Below are 19,233 nucleotides of genomic sequence, written 5' to 3' on the forward strand. Positions count from 1 at the left end.
GGTATCCGAGTATCCTGCGACGCAACCACTCGCCACGCACCCAGTCGGCGAACGAACGTGTCGGTAAACCTGAAGTCGCCACTGGCATCCTTGCCGTAGACTGTGAACTTGCCAGTCCAGCGGCCCGCAACAACACCCGTGTCGCCATAGGCTCGAACCGTCACGTCATCGAGCTTATATGATTCAACCTTGATTGCCATCATCACAGTATCGACATATTGCGTCTTGTCGGAGACCTGCCCATTATCGTCGGTGAAATTGAACTGGTCATCCAGAATTATGTGGAGGGCGATTAAGTCGCGGTTCTTAAAAGCCTCGGCCCAGTAAAGCTTCAGGTCTTTGAGCCGCTCGATGCTGGCCACGGTGGGTTTGTTCTGCCGGGCCTTTGCAGTTCGCTTCCCCTTCGTTTGCGGGACTGCAACGGATGTCATCACCAGCATCAGCAATATGACCAGGCTTGCACGCTTCATTCGCTTCTCCCCTCGCGGCGCCGTTGCCGGATCTTTGCGCGGCGCATCGGCGTTTGCACAGCGCAAGAGTTTATATTGCTCTATCAAGCAACGGCAAGTTGTGGCTTTGTGGCGCAGGCATCCCCGCGTGCATATTCTTCCGCGGTTTTCTGAGTCGGCGGGAGCAGGCAGGGATGCCTGCGCTCCCAGAGATCAACGAGCGTTGACAACTTGAGACGCGACTCCGCCGACGTATACCAACTTGTGATTAGAGAAGCCCAACTCGGCGGCGTTGTACAACTCCTCGATCAGGGCGGGTCCGTAGCGCGACAGGAAGTAGTAGACATTCAGCTCGCGCTCCTGGAGGTTCTTGTCCGGGCAAAGGGTAGTGTACGCGCGCTCGACCTGGCGGTATGCGGTCTGTTCGCGATGCGCGCTTGCGTGGATGAAGCGAGTTCGCAGGTGTTCCAACTGATAAGTAATCTTCTCGCGAGCTCGTTTTAGCGGGTCACTCAACGTAGCGTCAGTCTGCTGCAATGCTTCTCCGAGCTTGTCCAGTTGTTCGTTCACCAATCGCTCAGTTTCGGTGAATGCGCCGGCTGCGTTTCGATCGAGGCTCTGCTCGACGACCTTTGTAACCGCCGGGTGCAACCCATCGAAGAAGTCTCGAAGTTCCAGCCCGTACTTCTGCATCGTTTTTTGATGACGGCCTTCCACGATCGTAAGGCTCGCGCGCGGCAAAACACACGGCTCCTGGCGGCCGAGCGTCTCGTACACCGCGCGAAGCTGCGCGAAGTAGGCGATCTCCGCCGGACCCCCGATGTAAGCGGCAGCCGGCAGCAAGTAATCCTGAACCACCGGCCTCAGCGTTACGTTGGGGCTAAAGCAACTCGGACACCGAGCCGCCAGCTCAACAAGCTCTTCGGCGGCGAACGAGCGGTCCGAGCCTTTCACCGTGAAGCGCCCGTCCTGGTGCTGTGTGATTGCCTTGCGTCGTCCATCGTCCATTATGAACAGCGGAACCATGTCTTCGGATACTTTGATCTGCGCGTGATAACCCGCTTCCTCGAGCTCGCGGCTCCGCTCGACCAGAGCCCGGGCTATCTCGCTCGACTTCTGGATTGCGCGTTCATAAAGCGGAGCGGCGACCTGCTTCAATTCATCATCGAGAGGGTCCAGCAACACGACGCCGTAATCGCGGAACAACCGCGCCATCAATCGCTCGAATGCCTCCGCGAATCCGACGCCTTTCTCATAGCTCTCGCGCAGGTCGCGCTCGAGCGCCGGCGTGAACTCCGAAGGCGCGAGCTGCGCGATGAGATCGTCAATCGTCTGGCTTATGTCTTCGCAAAGCACAACGCTGCCGACCGGCTCGTCGGGTTTATGACCGCTTGCCTCGTATTGAATCCGTTTCAAATGTCCTTCGCGGTCGACGACTCGGCAATGGTTCACTTCTTCGTAGTCGTGGTCTTCGCTCGCAACCCAGAAAACGGGTACGGCCTCAACGCCCTGATCGCGAAGGCAAGCGGCCAGTTTGATCACGGTGAGCGCCTTGTGGATGGTGTACAGAGGGCCGGTGAACAGCCCTGCTTGCTGTCCGGTTACGATCGCGACCGAACCCGGATGCCGAAGCATCTCGATATGCTTGAACGTCAGCTCGGGGGAACCGGCCCGGCGATTGATTCGCTCGAGCGCGTCGGGCACGCGCTTGCGATCGAACTCCTGCGCTCCGACGCGGCGGGAATGATCGGCGAGAGGCTCGACCGAACGGCCGTAGTTTGGATAAAACCGCGCGACCTTCTGATAGTCGTACAAGAAATCCGTGAACAGAGGAGTCATGCGCGGGATGTCGGTGAACCGCACCGCATCAGTAAGTTTATTGGCAGCAGCCTCGAGATTGTTACAGTCGGCAGTCATAGTTTTCATTCTTGAAACGTGATGCGACGACGGATGACCGACGACCGACGACCGACGACCGACGACCGTCTCCGGTCGTCCGTCATCGGTCATCTGTCGTCGCATCACGCATCACGTTTCACGCGTCACTCAATTTCCGGGAAGAGCCCGGTCTCGCGAATCACCGCCTTGATCTGCTCTCTATGCGAGTTACTTACTGGATTGAGCGGGGCGCGCGGAAGCCCGCTGGCATACCCCAGCATATCCATCGCAGCCTTTAATCCGGGCACACTCAAACCTGCCGTTACTATGTGCGACAGCGGCGCGAGGCGATGTTGAAGCTCGCGCGCTCGCGCGTGGTCGCCGGAATCGACCGCGGCGTACAGCTCTACACAGGCGCGCGGGGCGGCGCATGCAACACCGAGGATCGCGCCTGTCGCTCCCATCGTAAGCGAGGGGTACACAATGCCCCCGTTTCCGACCATCACCGCGAACCCTTCAGGCGCGCGCCGGATAGTCTCCGACATCGCTCCCATGTTTCCCGCGCTGTCTTTTACACCAATGATCTTCTCGTGCGCACCGAGCGCGGCGATCGTCGCCGGCTCGATAACCACTCCGGTGTTCTGTGGGACGTTGTAAATCAAAACAGGAATCGGTGAATGATCGGCGACCTCGGTGAAGTGGCGACCGAGCGCTTCCTGAGTCATCGACGATTTGTAAAAGTACGGAGTGATGACCAGCACGGCGTCGGCCCCGCAATCGGCTGCGGCTCGCGCCGCTTCGATGGCTGCGCGGGTTGAAAGCTCGTTCACACCGGCGATGATCGTGTGCGTGCTTGTGGCCGCGCGTTTGAGCGTCTCAATCACTGTTCTGCGTTCGTCGGCGTTGAGGTGCACTGCTTCGCCGTTTGAGCCTAAGGCGACATAACCCACGAGCCCGGTCTCGTTGTAGCGAGCAATGTTTGAGGAAAGCGCTGCATAGTCAACGTCGCCGCGTTGGTTGAACGGCGTGGTTATGGGCGGGAGTATTCCGTTGAGGTTGATGGGGCGCTCGCTGGTAGACATTGTTCTATTCTACGCTTTCGTCCAGTCGGCAGTTTCAGCCGGCTGCAAAGTAAAGTGCGATTATAGGTGTCGATAGCTCGCGCACGCAACTTTGGGAATAAAACACAAAGGCACTAAGGCACTAAGGCACGAAGAGAAGAAATGAGGTCCGAGTTCTGAGAATCACGCGACGCACCGACCCTTGCTCAGTCCGATGCCGAGCTATGTTGTGATCTTCCTTGGTTTTCCCTTCGTGCCTTAGTGCCTTTGTGTTTGATTCCCGCCTGGGTTATGAATGAATCGTGAAACTGATCTTCATGGGCACGCCTGAATTCTCAGTCCCGTCGCTCGAGCGGTTGATACGTGACGGCCACGAAGTCGCGGCTGTGTTCACTCAGCCTGACAAGCCGGCGGGCCGGGGAAAGCACCTGAACACTCCCGCGGTTAAAGCATTGGCGGTCGAACGCGGCATCCCCGTGCACCAGCCGGCAAAGATCAAAAGCAACGACGAGGTGCGCGCGATCTTCGAGGCCATATCGCCCGATGCATGCGTGGTCGCGGCGTACGGTAAGATCCTCCCTCAGTGGATGCTTTCCATCCCTCGACTCGGGTGTATCAACGTTCACGCATCCTTGCTGCCGAAGTATCGCGGCGCTGCGCCGATCAACTGGGCGATCGCGAACGGCGAGCGCGAAACAGGCGTGACGATCATGCAAATGGACGCCGGGATGGATACCGGACCGATGCTGGCAAAGCTCTCCATATCGATCGGCGATCAAGAAACCGCTCCTGTGCTTTCAACGCGCCTCGCTCAGTTGGGAGCGGAGCTTCTGGGCGAAACGCTTCCGCGCATCGAGCGAGGCGAAATCGCGCCACTCACTCAAGACGATAGCGAAGCCACTTACGCGCCGATGCTCAAACGCGAAGACGGATTGATCGACTGGCGAATGAGCGCGAGCGAAATAGCTAATCGCGTTCGGGCGTTTCAACCGTGGCCGGGCACCTATACCAACTTCCGCGGCGGGCGGCTGATCGTATGGCAGGGATCTGAAGCGCCCTCTCGCCAAGAAGCGGACTTTGCGGCCGAACCTGGAACTATTTTGAACATCGACGAATCGGGGCTCACGATTGCGTGTAGCGGCTTGAGCGCTCTGCTCATCCAGGAGGTTCAGATCGAAGGCAAACGACGTGTCTCGGCGCGCGAGTTCGCAAACGGCGCGCGGTTGAAACCAGGCGACCTAATCAACAGGAATGATCTGGTCCAGCCTCCAGCACTGAATCCTTCGCAGTGAAGGTGACCTTCTTCTTCTCTCGAGTTTTTGAATTCCCTCCGCTTGCCCTTGGTTACGCCAGTACCGTACTCTGTGACAGGGTAGTATAGTAACTACGTTATAGAAAGGTAATTGCAAAGGGAGCGCCTTGAGCAAATCGCCCGAAAGGCTCTACAGCTTTTTTGAGACGCCGATATTCATGAGACAGATCGAACAGCGGGCATCGATGAAAGTGCTCTTTGCCATCGAAGACGACTTATTGAAGAACCCTGAACGTGGAGATGTCATTCAGGGCACGCACGGAGCCCGGAAAGCCAGAATAGGCGATCCAGCTTTCAGAAGAGGGAAGCGAGGCGGTTACAGGTACATATACGCGTACTTTCCCGAATATCATCACATAATCCTGTTATACCTGTTTGCCAAGAATGACGCGGCCGACTTATCGGCCAAAGTGAAAAAGCAACTGGCCCAGTTTGTGAGCCAGATTAAGGGAGCGATCAAATGAGCGGCAAAGCAAAAATGAAGCAGATTAAGTCTGCGCGCAAGCCCGTGACCAAACGCGAACGCCTGATGACGGATAGAGAGTCTTCCGACCTACTTGAATCAGCCAGCCAAGCGCTCGCGATGGTCCAAGGATCAAAACTCATTGGCGGACGGATAAGCGTCCGCCAGGCGCCTGCCGAACCGCGGCCACGAAACAAAAAAGATATAGTTCAGCTTCGAGAGCGGCTCAACTTCTCCCAGGGAATGCTGGCCCGAGCTCTAAACGTTAGTCCCTCGACCATTCAAGCTTGGGAGGCTGGGCGTCGAACTCCAAGCGATGCTGCCTTGAAGTTGCTGGCTATTGCCGAGAAGCACCCCGAAGCCTTATTTGATTCAGTATAGATCGCGGGAGACAGCGTCAGGAGGGTCAGGCTTGAGTTTGTCGACATTTCTACATTCCCCTACGTCGGCTGCTTAGATTCCCAGCGCGGTCCAAATCTCAACAAACTCAACCCTGACGCCTCCTGACGCGTCTCGGCCATTTGAGAAAGCAGGGGACGCATCAGTCCTTCAAAATATCTACCTACTGGTTTCTGTCGAACAAATGAAGCGGAAGGCACAAACAAGAGGTTAATGCGAGAAGCCACAAGTTGATTTTTCCTCTTGCCTTTCGGAAGACACGTTCGGTAGACTCTTTGGTAGCACTATCGCGAAGTAGTGCCCTGGTGTTTGACAATCTAACTGGCAACTTCACGCTGTAGGTTTATCACGACCATTACGGTTCCTTTTGTAAATTTGAAGACAAGGAGGACGCGTATGAGGAGAATAAACCTCCAGTTGGCAATAACGGTCGCGTTGACCATAACGTTCACTGTAGCCCCAAGCGGCTGCTTCGTGAACTTCAGCATCTTTGGTCCAGCGGATCAGAGAATAACCAACCCTCCGGGGTCAAGAGGAGAACCAAAACAGAAACCGAAACACAAACCGAAAGCTAAGGCCAAAGCGACTAAGACTTCAAATGCGAAATTAAGATCTTCTACGCGACATCCACGAAATACACGACAGACTCGAAAGCAAACGAAAACGCAAATTACACCCTGCAATCAAAATCCAACCAGACAAATTTCTACGACACCTTACACAAACTCCAAGACGAATTCCTACATAAGCACGAACACGACCAAACCCAGAATCATGTTTTCTCTGACGAGCAAGTAAGACTCTTCAGCAACTAGTTCCACGTGAAGTGTGATAGGCCTTAGCGTGAAGTTGCCAGTGAGATTGTCTGCCAGATGTCGGCAAAAAGTGGTCGGAGGGGTCAGGCTTGACATTGTTGACACTCCACCCCAGGGCCCTTTCTTTTCAGCGTTGTAAATGACACTTCGCGTAACTACTCGCGTGCCAGCTTTGGCGCCAACGCCACACCCGGCCAGGAAGAAATCGAGTTCAATCTACGCCACCCCTCTTGGTAACATCGAGACGTGAGTCCCGAGCGCGAAACAGAATTGATTCCCGCCGTCGTAGGGCCCACTGCTTCCGGCAAAAGCGAACTGGGCATCGAGCTGGCTCTGGCCCGCAACGGAGAGATCATCAATCTGGATTCCATCCAGGTTTATCGGGAAATATACATCGCAACAGCTAAAGTCCCTATAGCCGAGCAACGAGGGGTGCCGCATCATCTGATCGACATCGCCGAGCCGACGGAGAACTTCACCGCGGGCGACTACGCACGCCTCGCCGCTCGCACGATCCAGGAAGTCGAAGCTCGTCATCACTGCGCGGTTTTCGTCGGCGGCACGGGCTTCTACTTGCGCGCGTTGATGAAGCCTTTGTTTGAAGGACCGCCGACCGACCCCGCGCTTCGCGACCGGCTTGTTGATTTGCGCGACAGGCACGGCCCGGAGCACCTGCATCGCATGCTCGCGCGCGTTGATTCTCAAGCCGCGTTGAATCTTAGTCCGCGTGATTGGTCGCGTACGATGCGCGCGCTGGAAGTCTACCTTCAAACCGGCCGGCGCATTTCGGAGTCCCAACCGGCGACGCCTCCCCCGCCCGAACTTGCCTCACGCGTTCGGGTGATCGCGCTCAACCCGCCGCGCGAAGAGCTATACGCGCGCATCAACACACGGGCCAATGAAATGTTCGAGCGCGGGCTGGTCGAAGAAGTCGAATCGCTGATCGCCTCGGGCATTCCGTCAACGGCAAAAGCCTTTCAGGCTCACGGCTACCGCCGAGTGGTCGAATATCTCGACGGTAAGCGTACGCGTGAGGATGCGCTCAATCAGATGAAGCTGGACACGCGTCACTACGCCAAGCGACAGCTTAGTTGGTGGCGCTCCTGGCCTGGAGTGAGGTGGATCGATCGATTCGGAGACGAGCCCGAGGCCTTCGAGGAAGCGAGCCGCGCGCTGACCGACGACAGATGACCGACGACAGATGACCGACGACAGATGACGGACGACCGTCTCCGGTCATCCGTCATCGGTCGCCAGTCGTCAGTCATTATTCCAAGAGCCGGTTATCTTCTCGATCACTCGATCGAGGCCAAAGCTCTCAAACTCCGCTCGATTGCCCGCGAGCAGTTTCTGCAGATCCTCAGTCACGTAAGCGCGAAACCTGTCTGCGTACGAGGTGGAACGCGTCACCGCAGCAACTGCGAGTTTGAGAGCTTCCGTTAAGCCGGCGATGAACTCTGTGGCGGTGGCGTGTCCTACGAAAACAATTTCGCCCGCCAGGTATTCGATCTCACCCGCAAACGGATCGAGGAACGGGTAGCGGTCGGCGATCTTTAACTGCCCGGCGCGCAGGGACATCGAGAAGCTCTCGGGTCGATCGACTGCCTGTGCCGCCTGTTCGATCGTCCGAGCTATCTCGCCCATCAGCCGCTTGATCTCGGCCATAGCTTCGGCGTCTGCTGATACTGAAAGCTCACCGGTTCCAAGCGACAAGGCGAGAGCCTCCGTCTCAATCGGGCCGCCCGGCCTCTCGATCGCGAGAGTTCCTTCGGGCCATGTGGCGATCTCTTCGGGTAGCGTTGACATCGGCCCGGTTGCAGCAGCCGATCGCGCGCTGTTTGAACCCTCGATTAGCGCTTCGGGCTCGCCCGCTGGGCGATCCGGGGGCAGCCGCCAAACATCCGGACTCGACATATCGTGCGGCGTCAACGGTCCGGATGCCGCTCTCCCCGTGTCGTTCGCTTGCCTATGATCGAGGCCGTCGAGACTGTTAGCCGGCTGCGCTTCGACGTGCGTCTCATTCATCGGCGTCTCGATCGGGTGAAAATCTGAGATCGGCTCCGCAGCTTCAAAAGCAACGCGGTCAGTCGCGGCGACGTCGGCTTCGGCCGCGGGTCTGAAGTACACATCGAAACTTGCCGCCGCACGGTTGCCTTCATCGAGCAGCCTGGCGAGCGCCGTGTTACCCATCAGGTCCAGCGCCTCAGTCTCCTCGGCCGGCGCAAGTTCTGAGTTCAGGATTCGGCAGCGGCCATCGCGCATGTGTATCAGGGTGCCTGGTGCGCTTTCGGCGTAGATTTCGATGAACCACTCGCGATCGCGCTCGCGGACGAGCTTCCAGATCATCTTCTCTAGGTCGGTAAATTCGGTGCTCAACCCGACGTAAAGCGGCCGCGCGTTTATCCTACCGGCGACGGCAGCAGCCGTGGATGCGGGGTAGCCGTAGATCGAAACGCGACCCCGTTCCCGTCGTGCACGCTCTGCGAGCTGCTCAATAGTTGCGCGAGTATAAGCGACCCTGCCCTGGGCGTGTTCGCCGCGCCTTTCGACAACGGCAGCCACACGGCCGGCGCTGATAATGACGAAGCTATCCGTATCGCGGAGCACTACTTCAACAACACCCGAGAAGCCACCTTCGCCGAGATCGGCAACAAGCGCATCCACCTGCACGTAGCTGGTCGCCAGATTTTCGTGGATCATTTTTCCGCGAGGAATGAACATGGAGGAGGTCAGTAGTCCGTAGTTCGTGGTCCGTAGTCAGTAGGCAGTCAGTAGTGGGTCAGTGGTCAGTGTTGCAGCAGGGGAGCAACGGACTACTGACTACGGACTACGGACGTCCTTTTATTTCTTTACCGGCGATTTGAACTTACCTTTCTTAATGGCTTCAATTATCCGCTTGGCGTGATTGCGAGCGATCAACGGTTGAAAATCGTCGCCGGCGATTTCGTTCAGGGCGGCCAGCAATCGCTCGGGCTCGGCTATTCGCTCGAGCTTCAAATCCCTCTCGAGGATCTCAATCTGCTTAGGCAGATCGAGAGGCTGATAGCGCTCGGCGTTCTCCATGTCAAACAGCGATATCTCCTGGGACGCGATGGCGCGAAAGATTTCCTGCAGCGCTTTCATGTGAACGTTGGTAGTAAAGTTGAACCGCGTCTTTCGCTCGAGCGCTCCCTGCCGCGCGACGAGCGTTACCCAGCCCATATGCGAAAAGTCCTTCTTATCCTGATAGTCGATGACCGAGGCCAGAAGGCCGGAGGCTTCAAACAGGTTGCGTATGCGCGCGATGGTCGCAGGGAAAAGCTTGACCTTACAGTCCAGAATCTCATCTGACGTTCCGCGCGTGAATCGTAGTTCGCCCGCCCCGTTCGAGTCGAGGTCGATCTCGATCACCCGGATGTCGAACCGCGGGTGCTCAAACTTGTAGCTGAAACTCAGATCACGCGAGGCCGACCCGTCAACCAGGCTCTGCGACGTTTGATATGCTAGTCCATAAGCCGCCGCCAGCAAGAGGACCAGTACAGATAACGTAAGACGATGCCTGCGCATAAGGTTGCTTCAAATTCAAACAGGGACGATCAAGATAAACAAGGATAATTAAAATCTATCCCGCCCATCCTGTCCATCCCTGTTGTTGAGAAATCTAATCGAACTTCACTGAAACCAGCTTTGACACGCCGGGCTCTTCCATCGTAACGCCGTACAGCGCGCGGGCCGCCTCCATCGTGCGCTTGTTGTGAGTGATGACCAGGAACTGGGTTTCGCTGCTCATCTCTGTGACCTTTCCGGCGAAGCGGCCGACGTTCACTTCGTCCAGCGGCGCATCAACTTCGTCAAGTATGCAGAAAGGCGACGGCCGGTATTGGAAGATCGAAAGCACCAGCGCGATCGCGGCCATTGCCTTCTCGCCTCCCGAAAGCAGCAGCACGTTCTGCAAGCGCTTGCCCGGCGGCTGGGCGATCAGGTCTATGCCCGACTCCATCACGTCGTCCTCGTCGATGAGCATCATCTCGCCGCGGCCGCCGCCGAACAACTCGACGAACATGCGCTGGAAGTTCTCGTTGATATGAGTGAACGCGTGGCGGAATCGCTCTTGCGAGCGCCGCTTGATTTCGGTCAACGCCTCCTCTGTCATCTTAATCGAATCGAGTATGTCGCGCCGCTGCACGGTCAAGAACCCGAAGCGCTCGTCGGCTTCTTCAAGCTCTTCGAGCGCCATCATGTTGACTGGCCCCATCTCGTCGAGCTTGATGCGCAACTCATCGTGACGAGCGCGCGCCGCATCGATATCCACAGTGGTCAGTGGCTGGTGATCAGTGGCCAGTTGTTGTTCACGACCCAACTCAGATTCGGGATGGCTCTCGTCGCTACTCTCAGAAACCGTCGGGTCAGGCGACAGTTTCGCGGCCTCGGCCAACTGGTCACTGGCCACTGACCACTGACCACTGCCGGCCAGCTCAACGCTGGTCACGACGTCCTCGAGCGACATCGCCAGTTCCGAGAAACAGGTCCTGGTCAGGTGCTCGGCTTCGGACTCGATCCTTGCCCGCTCGACTTCGATTTGGGCTCGACGATCGTGTGCTGTCGCCGACGCCTGCCTCTGCTCACCTAACTGCTTTTCAAGCTCGTCTGTTCGCGCTCGCGCAGACGTGAGTTCTTCGCTGCCGGTGGCGATGAGCTCACCGAGCGACGCTCGCTCCTGTTCGAATTGCGCCGCGGCGCCCGCGCCCTCCTCGAGCGAAGTCCTCAACGTGTCGATGCGGCCGTGGCTGTCGTACATTTCCAGCCGGTTGCGATTGATTCTCGATCTGAGTTCTTCGGCCTCGCTCTCCGTCCGCCGCATTTCAGCTTTGGCTGCGTGCAACCTTTCGGCGCGCGCTGCAACCGACGCGCGGACGGCGGACACTTGCTGGGCTAACTCGTCGACGTGCGCGCGCATTTCGATGAAGCGCGACCCTGCCTCGTCGAGCGACCGTTGCACCGCCTCCCGCGAAGCTTCCGCTGCCGCCCGCTCCACGCCGAGTTGTTCGATGCGAGTCTCGAGTTCCGCGCGCTCCGCGGACGACTGCTCGATTTCGGCTTCGACGACTCGAACGTGCTGCGCGGCGCGTTCCAGGTCGCGCCCGAGTCCTTCCAGATGCGAGTTGCGCGCGGCCGCCGATTTTTCGTGCTCGCGAAGCTGCTGGTCCAGCGACGAGGCTTCGACTTCGACCAGACGCAGGCGCTCTTCGGCGCCGGTCAGTTCCTCGGACACTTGCCGCTCTTCTTCGGCGCCGCTCTCCGCGTGTTCTCGAAGCTGTTTGATCTCACGCTTCAAGCCCAGAAGCGAGGTGCCCTTTTGCCCCGCTTGCGTGCCGGTAACGATCAGCCTGCCGCCCGCGACCTGATCGCCGTCATAGGTCACATAGATCAGGGATGCGTTTTCAATCGACAGTTGAAGCGCGGCTTCCATGTCGGGCACAATCGCGGCCCCGCACTTTTCCGGGAACGCGCGCTCGACCACCGTCTTGATCTCGGGTCTAATCCCGAGCAAATCGATTGCGCGCAACACGTCGAGTTGAAAGCGCGAAGCGTGCGCCGCGGCCTCCTCATCAAACTGCCGGGCGGCGCGATCATCTGATTCCGCCGCCGCTTCAATTCCGGAGTCGGAGATCAGCGGCTGGGTCTCATCGTTGAGCTGAATCACCACGGCGTCAAGCGATGTGAGATCGGCGGCAGGCAGTTGCCGCTCTTCAGGCACGTACTCTTCGTTAGTTCGCAACGCGTCGCGTTCGTCATCAGTCGCAATCAGCCACCGTTCAATCCCGCTGGATGGTTGCACCTGTGAATCGTCTTGTTCACGACCTTCGTCTTCAGGATCCCCTTCGCCGCCATGCAGGCCAACGACCAGGAAGGCGCCTCGGCCCAGTCCTTCACTCTTGATGTAGTCGACTCCAGCCAGCGCGTCATCAATGGTAGGGACCAGAACGCTTTGCAGCTCGCGCGCGAACAGGCTCTCGATCAGGCGCTCATATTGAGGCTCGACCTCGACAAAGTCGGCGAGCGTTCCGAGCGCATTTATGCGCGCGGCCTGCTCCCGCGAAAGAACTTGCTGAACCGCGTCCGAATAGTAAGCGTGATGCGCGTCGAGGTCTTCGAGTGACGTTAACCTGTGCGTGGCAGAGTCGCGTCTGGCGTGCGAGGCTTCAAACTGTGAGCGGAGGGCCGACGCCTGTTCGCGAAGCGTCTCCAGAGCGGACGTGCGTCCCGCGATTTGTTCAATCAGCTCCGCAAGAAGCCTGGCGTCACCCTCGACTTCGCCTCCAACGCGGGCAAACTCGCCCGAAGCCTCATCCCGCCGCGCGGCAGCCCGCTCGAGCTCACTGGCCAGGCTTCGTTGTTTCAGATCCAATCGTCTGAGCGCATCTTCGAGATTAGCGCCGAGGTTTCGAAGCCGCTCGGTCATACCGATCTCGGTGAGCATCCGCTGGCGCATCTGCTCGATATCGCTCTCGGCATCCCGCGAGCGCCTCAGCTCTTCCTGGTATGCGCCATCGCGCGCGAGCAGGTCGGCTTGCTCGGCGGCTACCTCAGCTTCGAGTTCTTGGAGAGCGGCCGCTCGACGCTGCGATTCCGAGTCGAGCTGCGTGAGCCGTTCATCGAGCGACTTCTGATCGCGATTGAGCTCCTCGATTCGGGCGGTCAGTTCATTGATCTGCTGCTCCTCGAATGCGCGCCGATTGCGAGCGCGGTCCGCTTCAAGCTCGACCGCCGCCGCGCGCTCGCGCAACTCTGCCAAATGATCTTCCGCCGCGCGCGCGTGAGCTGACGCCGTCCTGTTTTCGGCCTCGAGTTCCGATAGCCGCGCATCCAGTTCCGCCTGATTGTGCCGGGCTTCTTCAAACTCTCTTCCAACTCGCTCGTTCGCCTCAGTCAGTCGATAATAATCGGCGGTAAAAATGATCTTCAGCAGCGAGCGCATTTCTTCCCGGAGCCGCCGATATCGGCGCGCCTTTTGTGCCTGGCGCTTGAGGCTGTTCACCTGACGTTCGACTTCGCTGATGATGTCGTTGAGCCTTGTAAGATTCTGCTTCGCGGATTCGAGCTTGAGCTCGGTGGCGCGCTTTCGCGATTTGAACTTGGTTATTCCGGCCGCTTCTTCAATCAGCGCTCGACGGTCGAGCGGCTTGGACGAAAGAATCTGTCCTATTCGGCCCTGCTCGATGATGGCGTAATGGGCCCCGCCGAGCCCGGTGCCCGCGAACAAGTCCTGGATGTCACGAAGCAAACACGGCCGCCCGTTCATCAGGTAGTCGCTATCGCCGGTGCGATAGAGGCGGCGGCCTACTGTTATGCGTTCGCCGGCGGAGATGGCTATCGTCGTGCGCTTGCGATGATGACGAGTGCGTTTGCGCTCGGCAGGCTTCGGTGTTTCTTGATCGGCTTCGACGGCGATGAGTTCAAGCCGCGCCGGCGACGGCTCGTGTTTCACAGTCGCTGATGCTTCATGAGGTGATTCGTTATCATCGAGCGAGTGCGAAGTTACCGCCGGCGATGTCCCCGTCTCGGCGGTTGCGTCCTCGGACAGTGCGCGGTTGCCAGATTGGTTTTGCTCTTCTGGTTTTCCAGCGTCCAACTCGGCAGGAGTCGAAATCTGCCCGGCGCTCTCCAGGTCAGCGGGTCCCGGTTGCAGAGCCGGCTCACGTTGACCGTCGGTCGCGGGCTCGGGCGAAGCTGTTAGCGCCACTTGAGCATCGTTAGCGGGTTCCGGCGGAGCCATCTCTTGAACCAGCGAGCGCGCGGCTTCGGCGGCGTGTTCTGCGTTGGTCAGCGCGTCTTCGTATTCTTGCTCGTCGTCTTTTTCCGAGCCTTCGCTGTCGCGGACGGCGATGTCTTCGATAGCTACCATGGTGAGCAGCACCTCGGCCATCCCGGTAGGCTTGCGGTCGCGGGTGCCGTTGAAGATGACGTCTTCCATCTTGCCGCCGCGAAGGTTTTTGGCGGACTGCTCGCCCAGCACCCAAGAGATGGCTTCAGCGATATTACTCTTGCCGCAGCCGTTCGGGCCGACGACTCCGGTGATGCCTTCGCCGAAGACGAGATGAGTGCGATCCGCGAAAGATTTGAAGCCGGCTATCTCAAGTTTTTCGAGTCTGAACATTCACCGCTCCGTGGTCTGATGACACAGACCACCATTAATAGCGCTTCGAATAAGGGCGTAGCACACTATAGTGTAGAGAGGATTAGCTGTCAAACTTTATCAATGTTGAGACGGAGTGACCGATACACCGTTGAGACTCATTCGAGGACAAAGCTTTCAAGGCTGCAGTAGGCGAACAATCTTTCCTGCTCTCCTCCATTGCGGTCTGCTCTTTTACTCATCCTCAAAACCGGTGCATTATATTGGTTCGGGCTCGACAGGACTTATCTCTCTTAGTCTGATTCCTTCAAGACGCTAATGGCAGGCACTTTGTATATCGTCGCTACGCCGATAGGCAATCTTGAGGACATCACCCTTCGCGCGCTGCGCGTGCTCAAAGAGGTCGACCTCATCGCCTGCGAAGACACCCGGCACTCGCGAAAGCTGCTGGCTCGCTATCAAATCTCAAAGCCAACCGTAAGCTATCACCAGCACAATGAACGTGAGCGCACGGCCGAACTTATCAAGAAGCTTGAAGCCGGTGTGAACATCGCGCTCGTATCTGATGCCGGAACCCCTCTGATCTCAGATCCGGGCCTTCACATCGTGCGCGAGGCCATCGAGCGGGAGATTACGGTTGTGCCGATTCCGGGGCCCTCGGCTCTGGTGACAGCGTTTTCGGTAGCTGGGCTTTCGACCGCGGAGTTCACTTTTGTAGGATTTCTACCTTCGCGGCGGCCAGCGCGACGAGCGCGGCTCAAGGAGCTTGCGGGGATTAAATCAGCGTTGATCTTGTACGAGGCTCCCCACCGGATCAGAATCGCAATCATTGATGCGCGCGAAGCCCTTGGCGACCGCGAATGTGTGATTGCGCGCGAGCTGACGAAGCTGCACGAGGAGTTTGTGCGAGGCCGGCTTTCTGAGATAGAAGTGCCCGAAGGCTCGGCTCGCGGCGAGATCGTCTTGTTGATTGGGCCGCCGGTTCAAGGTCACGCGAAACAAACCGCGGGGGAGGCAACTCGCTCGATGGCCGAGGAGGTCGAACATTTGATCAATGCCGAAGGACTCGATCGGAAGACCGCGCTCAAGCGTGTTGCCCGCGAACGAGGGATCGGCAAGAGCGAAGCTTACAGGCTGATGATCGCTGAGCGCGCTAAGGAGTAAGTAGCGATGACGTTTACGGGAAATCAAACCGTGGAGGGCGCAAAGGCGCGCAGGGGCCGTCTCTGGGAATCTCTGGGTCCTCTGTGGTTGATTCTATTGTTGACGATTGACGTCCAGGTAACCGCAATGGCGCAAAGCGGAGCCGGCGGCGTGCGCGCCGGGGGCCGCGAATACGGCGTGAATCTCACATTCGCCGTCTATCAGTATGACGCCGGGCGTTCGCCCGTACTGCAAGAACTGACGCGACTGTCGGGCACCTATTCGACCGCTCAAGAAGAAATCGCCTACTTGAAGGACAAGAACAAGCTCGAAGAGCTCGCCGTCCGTCACGTTCGGTCGGTCGGTCTGCGAAGCGGCGAGACATTCAACGACGCGGTCCTGCTTGGTCCCGAATACATGGTTTTCACGGTGACGCCGCGCGACGTGGTCCGCGGCTACATGAAGCTCGACCTGCGAGTGCGCTACGCGAATGAACCGCTGCTCGAGGTCAAAGGTGTTGAGTTCGATAACTACGAAACGGTGATGCTGCGCGGCGGCAAAGGCATGTTCGGCGTGAAGTATTTCGTCGGCGGGGGCGGAGGCCAGGAAAGCGTGCCCGTCGAGCGCACTTTGCTGGTGTCGGTAACACCCGAAATCGTTCCCGTCACAAACCTGCGGAATCGACCCGGGGAGTTGTCGCATCCGGTTGATGAATACGGCGGCCCGATTCGTTCGAACCAGAGCGACCGCTTCACTCCTCCAGTGGCGCTCGAACGCGTGGCGCCGCAGTTTGAAGCCGGCCGCAGCGTTAGGGGAGCCGTGTTGTTAGGCGGCGTGGTCACACCCGAGGGGAAGATAGTCAACATCCGGGTGCTGAGATCGCTCGACCCGGTGATAGACGAGCGCGCAGTGGAAGCGTTCCGCCAGTACAAGTTCTCTCCGGCGCTTTTGAACGGCAAGCCTGTGTTCGCGACCTACCGCGAAGAACTGACGTTTGCGGCGGCTCCTCCGTCACTATTGGAAATCGAAGAGGAACAGCGCAAGCAGCGCGAGTTGGAGAAGGAACGCGAGAAGCAGAAGCGAAAGAAGCCGTGATGATCCCTGATTCGTGATTGATGATCCGTGATTCGTGACACTGTTTGGGTAGGATCTATGGGAGGGATCACAGGTTGGGAAGGGCGGTTTATCCGCACTCTTGTCTCTCACCTTGGCGATGTAACGTCTGCCGGTAGCGGGGGTAAACCGCGCTTCCCAACCTGTGAATCCTACGCACGCGAACTTTCAACTTTGAGCATCGCGCATCACGAATTGCGATTTCTAGAACTTCTTCTTAACGAATCGTACCCAATACGGAACGTGGAGGGTCTGGCCACCCCCGGTGACGACCACGTAGCCCGTGTAGTCACGTCTTTGAGAGCCCACGATAGCCGCCATTGTAATCGTGATCGTCTTTGTCTCACCGCGCACGAGCAGCACCGAGCCGCCGGAAGGAGTGACGGTAATCCCATCGCCCGGATTGAGCTGCTCCACCCCTACAGTAAAGCTGTTTTGCCCATCGACCGTGCTGGTGATCTGGAGATCGATGGTCACCGAAACGTTATTCTTCTTGAGCTTTCTGATTCCGAAGCTCAAGCTGGGCGGTGAGAGCGTCGCGCTGACCGAACTCGCTCGAGCAAGATCGACGCGGCCGGCGCCAGTATCGAGGACTCCGACTCGCGCCGTCTTGCCGACCGTCGTGAAGACATCGGTTGTAGCCGAGCTGATCAGTGCAGACTTGATTTGCTCCGGCGTGAATGAGGGGTTAAGTTGTTTGAGAAGCGCGGCGGCTCCGGCTACGTGCGGGGTGGCCTGGCTGGTACCGCTGATAGCAAGGAAGCCGCTAGGGTCTACTACTCCGACATTCGGGTTACCGGTGGCCGCGGCCGCCGAATAGATGATCACACCTGGGGCCGAGACATCCGGCTTGAGGCCTTCGATCGTTGAAGGCCCTCGCGAACTGAAATCCGCAAAGACGTCGGGCGTGAAGCTGCCGGATCCGAACGATGCGATGCTGACGGTGGCGTCGGGATTCGCTCTAACGAAATCGCGCAACGCTAGCCCCTTGCTGCGCACGACAAAGAACGAAGGTATCGTCGTGCCGGTAACAAGCATAGTGAAGAGGTTGTCACCGCCGCCAGTACTGCCTGCCGTGTCTTCACTCGCGTCTCTGTTGAAGACGATCACGGCTCGTGCTCCTGCCGCAGCGGCGGCGTTGATCTTCGTCACAAAGTCGCAGTTCCCGCGCTCGATCAGCGCGATCTTTCCGTTTAGTGATCCCGCCGGAATCCCTCCGCAAGCGCGGCCCAGTGGGTCCGGCTCTGCGTAAGTCAATGGCCCGAGGGTGCCGTCGACGACTGCCGAGCTGCCGCTGCCAAGAGTCGATCCGATTCCGTTTAGAACTGCCGAGACCGGACCCGGTCCCGCTACGCTGATCACCGGTCCGACTACGTGAGCGTTCGTGGTTGCCCCAACGGTGATGGCTGACGGCGCGATGCCCGGTGACGTGATTGTCATCTGAGCGCCTCCGTCTCCTATGTTGCCCGCGGCGATCACCACAACGCGTCCGGCAGCGACCGCGGCTTCCGCCGCCCTTGCGCTAATATCCAGATCGGGACCCGCGTCGCCGCCAAAACTCAAGTTCAGCACATCGAATCCGTCGGCCACCGCCTGTTCGATCCCTTGAGCTATCAAATCGGTGCTTCCCGAGCCGTTCGCGCCCAACACGCGATAGTTGCCAAGGTACGCCATCGGAGCTACACCCGAGAGTGTGCCTAGCGCCGTCGCGGCGGTCACACTTCCGGCTGCGATGCCGGCAACGTTCGAGCCGTGCCCGTTCTCGTCGCCCGCATTCGAGGCCGACTGAAGGAACGACTTTGCCGCAATCACCTTGTTGTTGATGAGGGCATCGCTTCCGTTGTTCGTCTTCGGGAAGCCGGCGGGCATGTTGAAGCCTGCATCTGAGAACAGCGGATTGGTGATGTCAATGCCGGTGTCCAGAATGGCTATCTTCATTCCCTGACCGGCCGCCCCGATCCCGCCAAGGCGATCCCAGACCGCGGGTGCGTTTATGAGTGGAACGCTCGAGTTGAGCAGGGCGTGAACCTCTTTAACTAACTCAACGCGTCTAACACCCGGCAGGGCGGCGATTTCGGCAAGCTCGCTCTCGGAAACCTCGATCGAAACCGCATTCACAAGCTTGCGAAGCTCAGCACGCACGCGCAGGTTCGGCGATATGAGCGCCGCCCGCGATTTGAAGCTCGCGTGCTCGCTTTCAAGTCGCGCCTCGTAAGCCTGCGCATTGAGCGCTTCGAAATCGACGCCTCGACGAGGTATGCGTTCTGCCAGCCGCTGGTGCGCTGCGACCGGCTCGCTCTCGAACTCGACTATCGCGGCCATTGGGCCGGGCGCACGCTGCGGCTTTTGGGCAAGCGCTCCAACTCCATCGGTTTTGACTTGAGCCTTTGCGCTTCGAAGTAGTCCGGTGGAGGCCTGCATTGCCAGCGCAAGCGTCATTGAGATTGCGATTAGATATAACTTCGTCTTCATCCAAAAACCTCT

The 19,233-nt window shown here is 58.4% G+C and carries 12 protein-coding genes and 1 pseudogene; 6 read left to right on the forward strand and 7 right to left on the reverse strand.

Going from position 1 to position 19,233, the window contains the following annotated elements; genetic code table 11:
• Window positions 1-35: 35 nt before the first annotated feature.
• The 3 genes and pseudogenes from AABO57_04870 to AABO57_04880 form a co-directional block, all read right to left on the reverse strand.
• Window positions 36-470 (reverse strand): annotated as a pseudogene (locus AABO57_04870) (nuclear transport factor 2 family protein).
• Window positions 471-662: 192 nt separating this feature from the next.
• Window positions 663-2,471 (reverse strand): bacillithiol biosynthesis cysteine-adding enzyme BshC, encoded by a 1,809-nt coding sequence (gene bshC, locus AABO57_04875; GenBank protein ID MEK6285053.1) that lies wholly within the window; start codon window positions 2,469-2,471, stop codon window positions 663-665.
• Between the two features lie 20 nt (window positions 2,472-2,491).
• Complete coding sequence (locus tag AABO57_04880) at window positions 2,492-3,409, reverse strand: dihydrodipicolinate synthase family protein (protein MEK6285054.1); 918 nt, start codon at window positions 3,407-3,409, stop codon at window positions 2,492-2,494.
• A 296-nt stretch (window positions 3,410-3,705) separates the two neighbouring features.
• Between AABO57_04880 and fmt the strand changes: the two genes are divergently transcribed.
• The 4 genes from fmt (at window position 3,706) to miaA (ending at window position 7,568) form a co-directional block, all read left to right on the forward strand.
• The gene (gene fmt / locus AABO57_04885) at window positions 3,706-4,680 is read left to right on the forward strand and encodes a methionyl-tRNA formyltransferase (GenBank protein MEK6285055.1); all 975 of its coding nucleotides are present in this window, start codon (window positions 3,706-3,708) and stop codon (window positions 4,678-4,680) included.
• A gap of 178 nt (window positions 4,681-4,858) precedes the next feature.
• Window positions 4,859-5,164: a toxin gene (locus AABO57_04890; protein ID MEK6285056.1), complete on the forward strand. Its 306-nt coding sequence runs from the start codon at window positions 4,859-4,861 to the stop codon at window positions 5,162-5,164.
• Complete coding sequence (locus AABO57_04895; protein ID MEK6285057.1) at window positions 5,161-5,544, forward strand: helix-turn-helix domain-containing protein; 384 nt, start codon at window positions 5,161-5,163, stop codon at window positions 5,542-5,544. The genes AABO57_04890 and AABO57_04895 overlap by 4 nt, the downstream gene beginning before the upstream one ends.
• Before the next feature lie 1,079 nt (window positions 5,545-6,623).
• Complete coding sequence (gene miaA, locus AABO57_04900; GenBank protein MEK6285058.1) at window positions 6,624-7,568, forward strand: tRNA (adenosine(37)-N6)-dimethylallyltransferase MiaA; 945 nt, start codon at window positions 6,624-6,626, stop codon at window positions 7,566-7,568.
• 69 nt (window positions 7,569-7,637) lie between these two features.
• On the opposite strand, the gene AABO57_04905 is transcribed toward miaA, so the two are convergent.
• The 3 genes from AABO57_04905 to AABO57_04915 all read right to left on the reverse strand — a co-directional run bounded on the left by AABO57_04905 (window position 7,638) and on the right by AABO57_04915 (window position 14,514).
• Window positions 7,638-9,077: a hypothetical protein gene (locus tag AABO57_04905; GenBank protein MEK6285059.1), complete on the reverse strand. Its 1,440-nt coding sequence runs from the start codon at window positions 9,075-9,077 to the stop codon at window positions 7,638-7,640.
• Between the two features lie 141 nt (window positions 9,078-9,218).
• Window positions 9,219-9,923: a hypothetical protein gene (locus AABO57_04910; GenBank protein MEK6285060.1), complete on the reverse strand. Its 705-nt coding sequence runs from the start codon at window positions 9,921-9,923 to the stop codon at window positions 9,219-9,221.
• 94 nt (window positions 9,924-10,017) lie between these two features.
• Entirely contained in the window at window positions 10,018-14,514 is a 4,497-nt protein-coding gene (locus AABO57_04915) for an AAA family ATPase (protein ID MEK6285061.1), read from the reverse strand.
• A 297-nt stretch (window positions 14,515-14,811) separates the two neighbouring features.
• On the opposite strand from AABO57_04915, the gene rsmI reads away from it, so the two are divergent.
• Together rsmI and AABO57_04925 are read left to right on the forward strand one after the other, a co-directional pair.
• Entirely contained in the window at window positions 14,812-15,657 is an 846-nt protein-coding gene (rsmI, locus tag AABO57_04920) for a 16S rRNA (cytidine(1402)-2'-O)-methyltransferase (protein MEK6285062.1), read from the forward strand.
• A gap of 6 nt (window positions 15,658-15,663) precedes the next feature.
• Window positions 15,664-16,731 carry an energy transducer TonB gene (locus AABO57_04925; protein ID MEK6285063.1) on the forward strand — a complete coding sequence of 356 codons (1,068 nt, stop codon included), beginning with the start codon at window positions 15,664-15,666 and terminating at the stop codon, window positions 16,729-16,731.
• A gap of 222 nt (window positions 16,732-16,953) precedes the next feature.
• Here the strand turns inward: AABO57_04925 and AABO57_04930 are convergent, their stop codons facing one another.
• Window positions 16,954-19,221: a S8 family serine peptidase gene (locus tag AABO57_04930; protein MEK6285064.1), complete on the reverse strand. Its 2,268-nt coding sequence runs from the start codon at window positions 19,219-19,221 to the stop codon at window positions 16,954-16,956.
• Window positions 19,222-19,233 lie beyond the last annotated feature (12 nt).

It is taken from the genome of Acidobacteriota bacterium (genome assembly GCA_038040445.1).
Lineage (GTDB): Bacteria > Acidobacteriota > Blastocatellia > UBA7656 > UBA7656 > Onstottus_A > Onstottus_A frigus.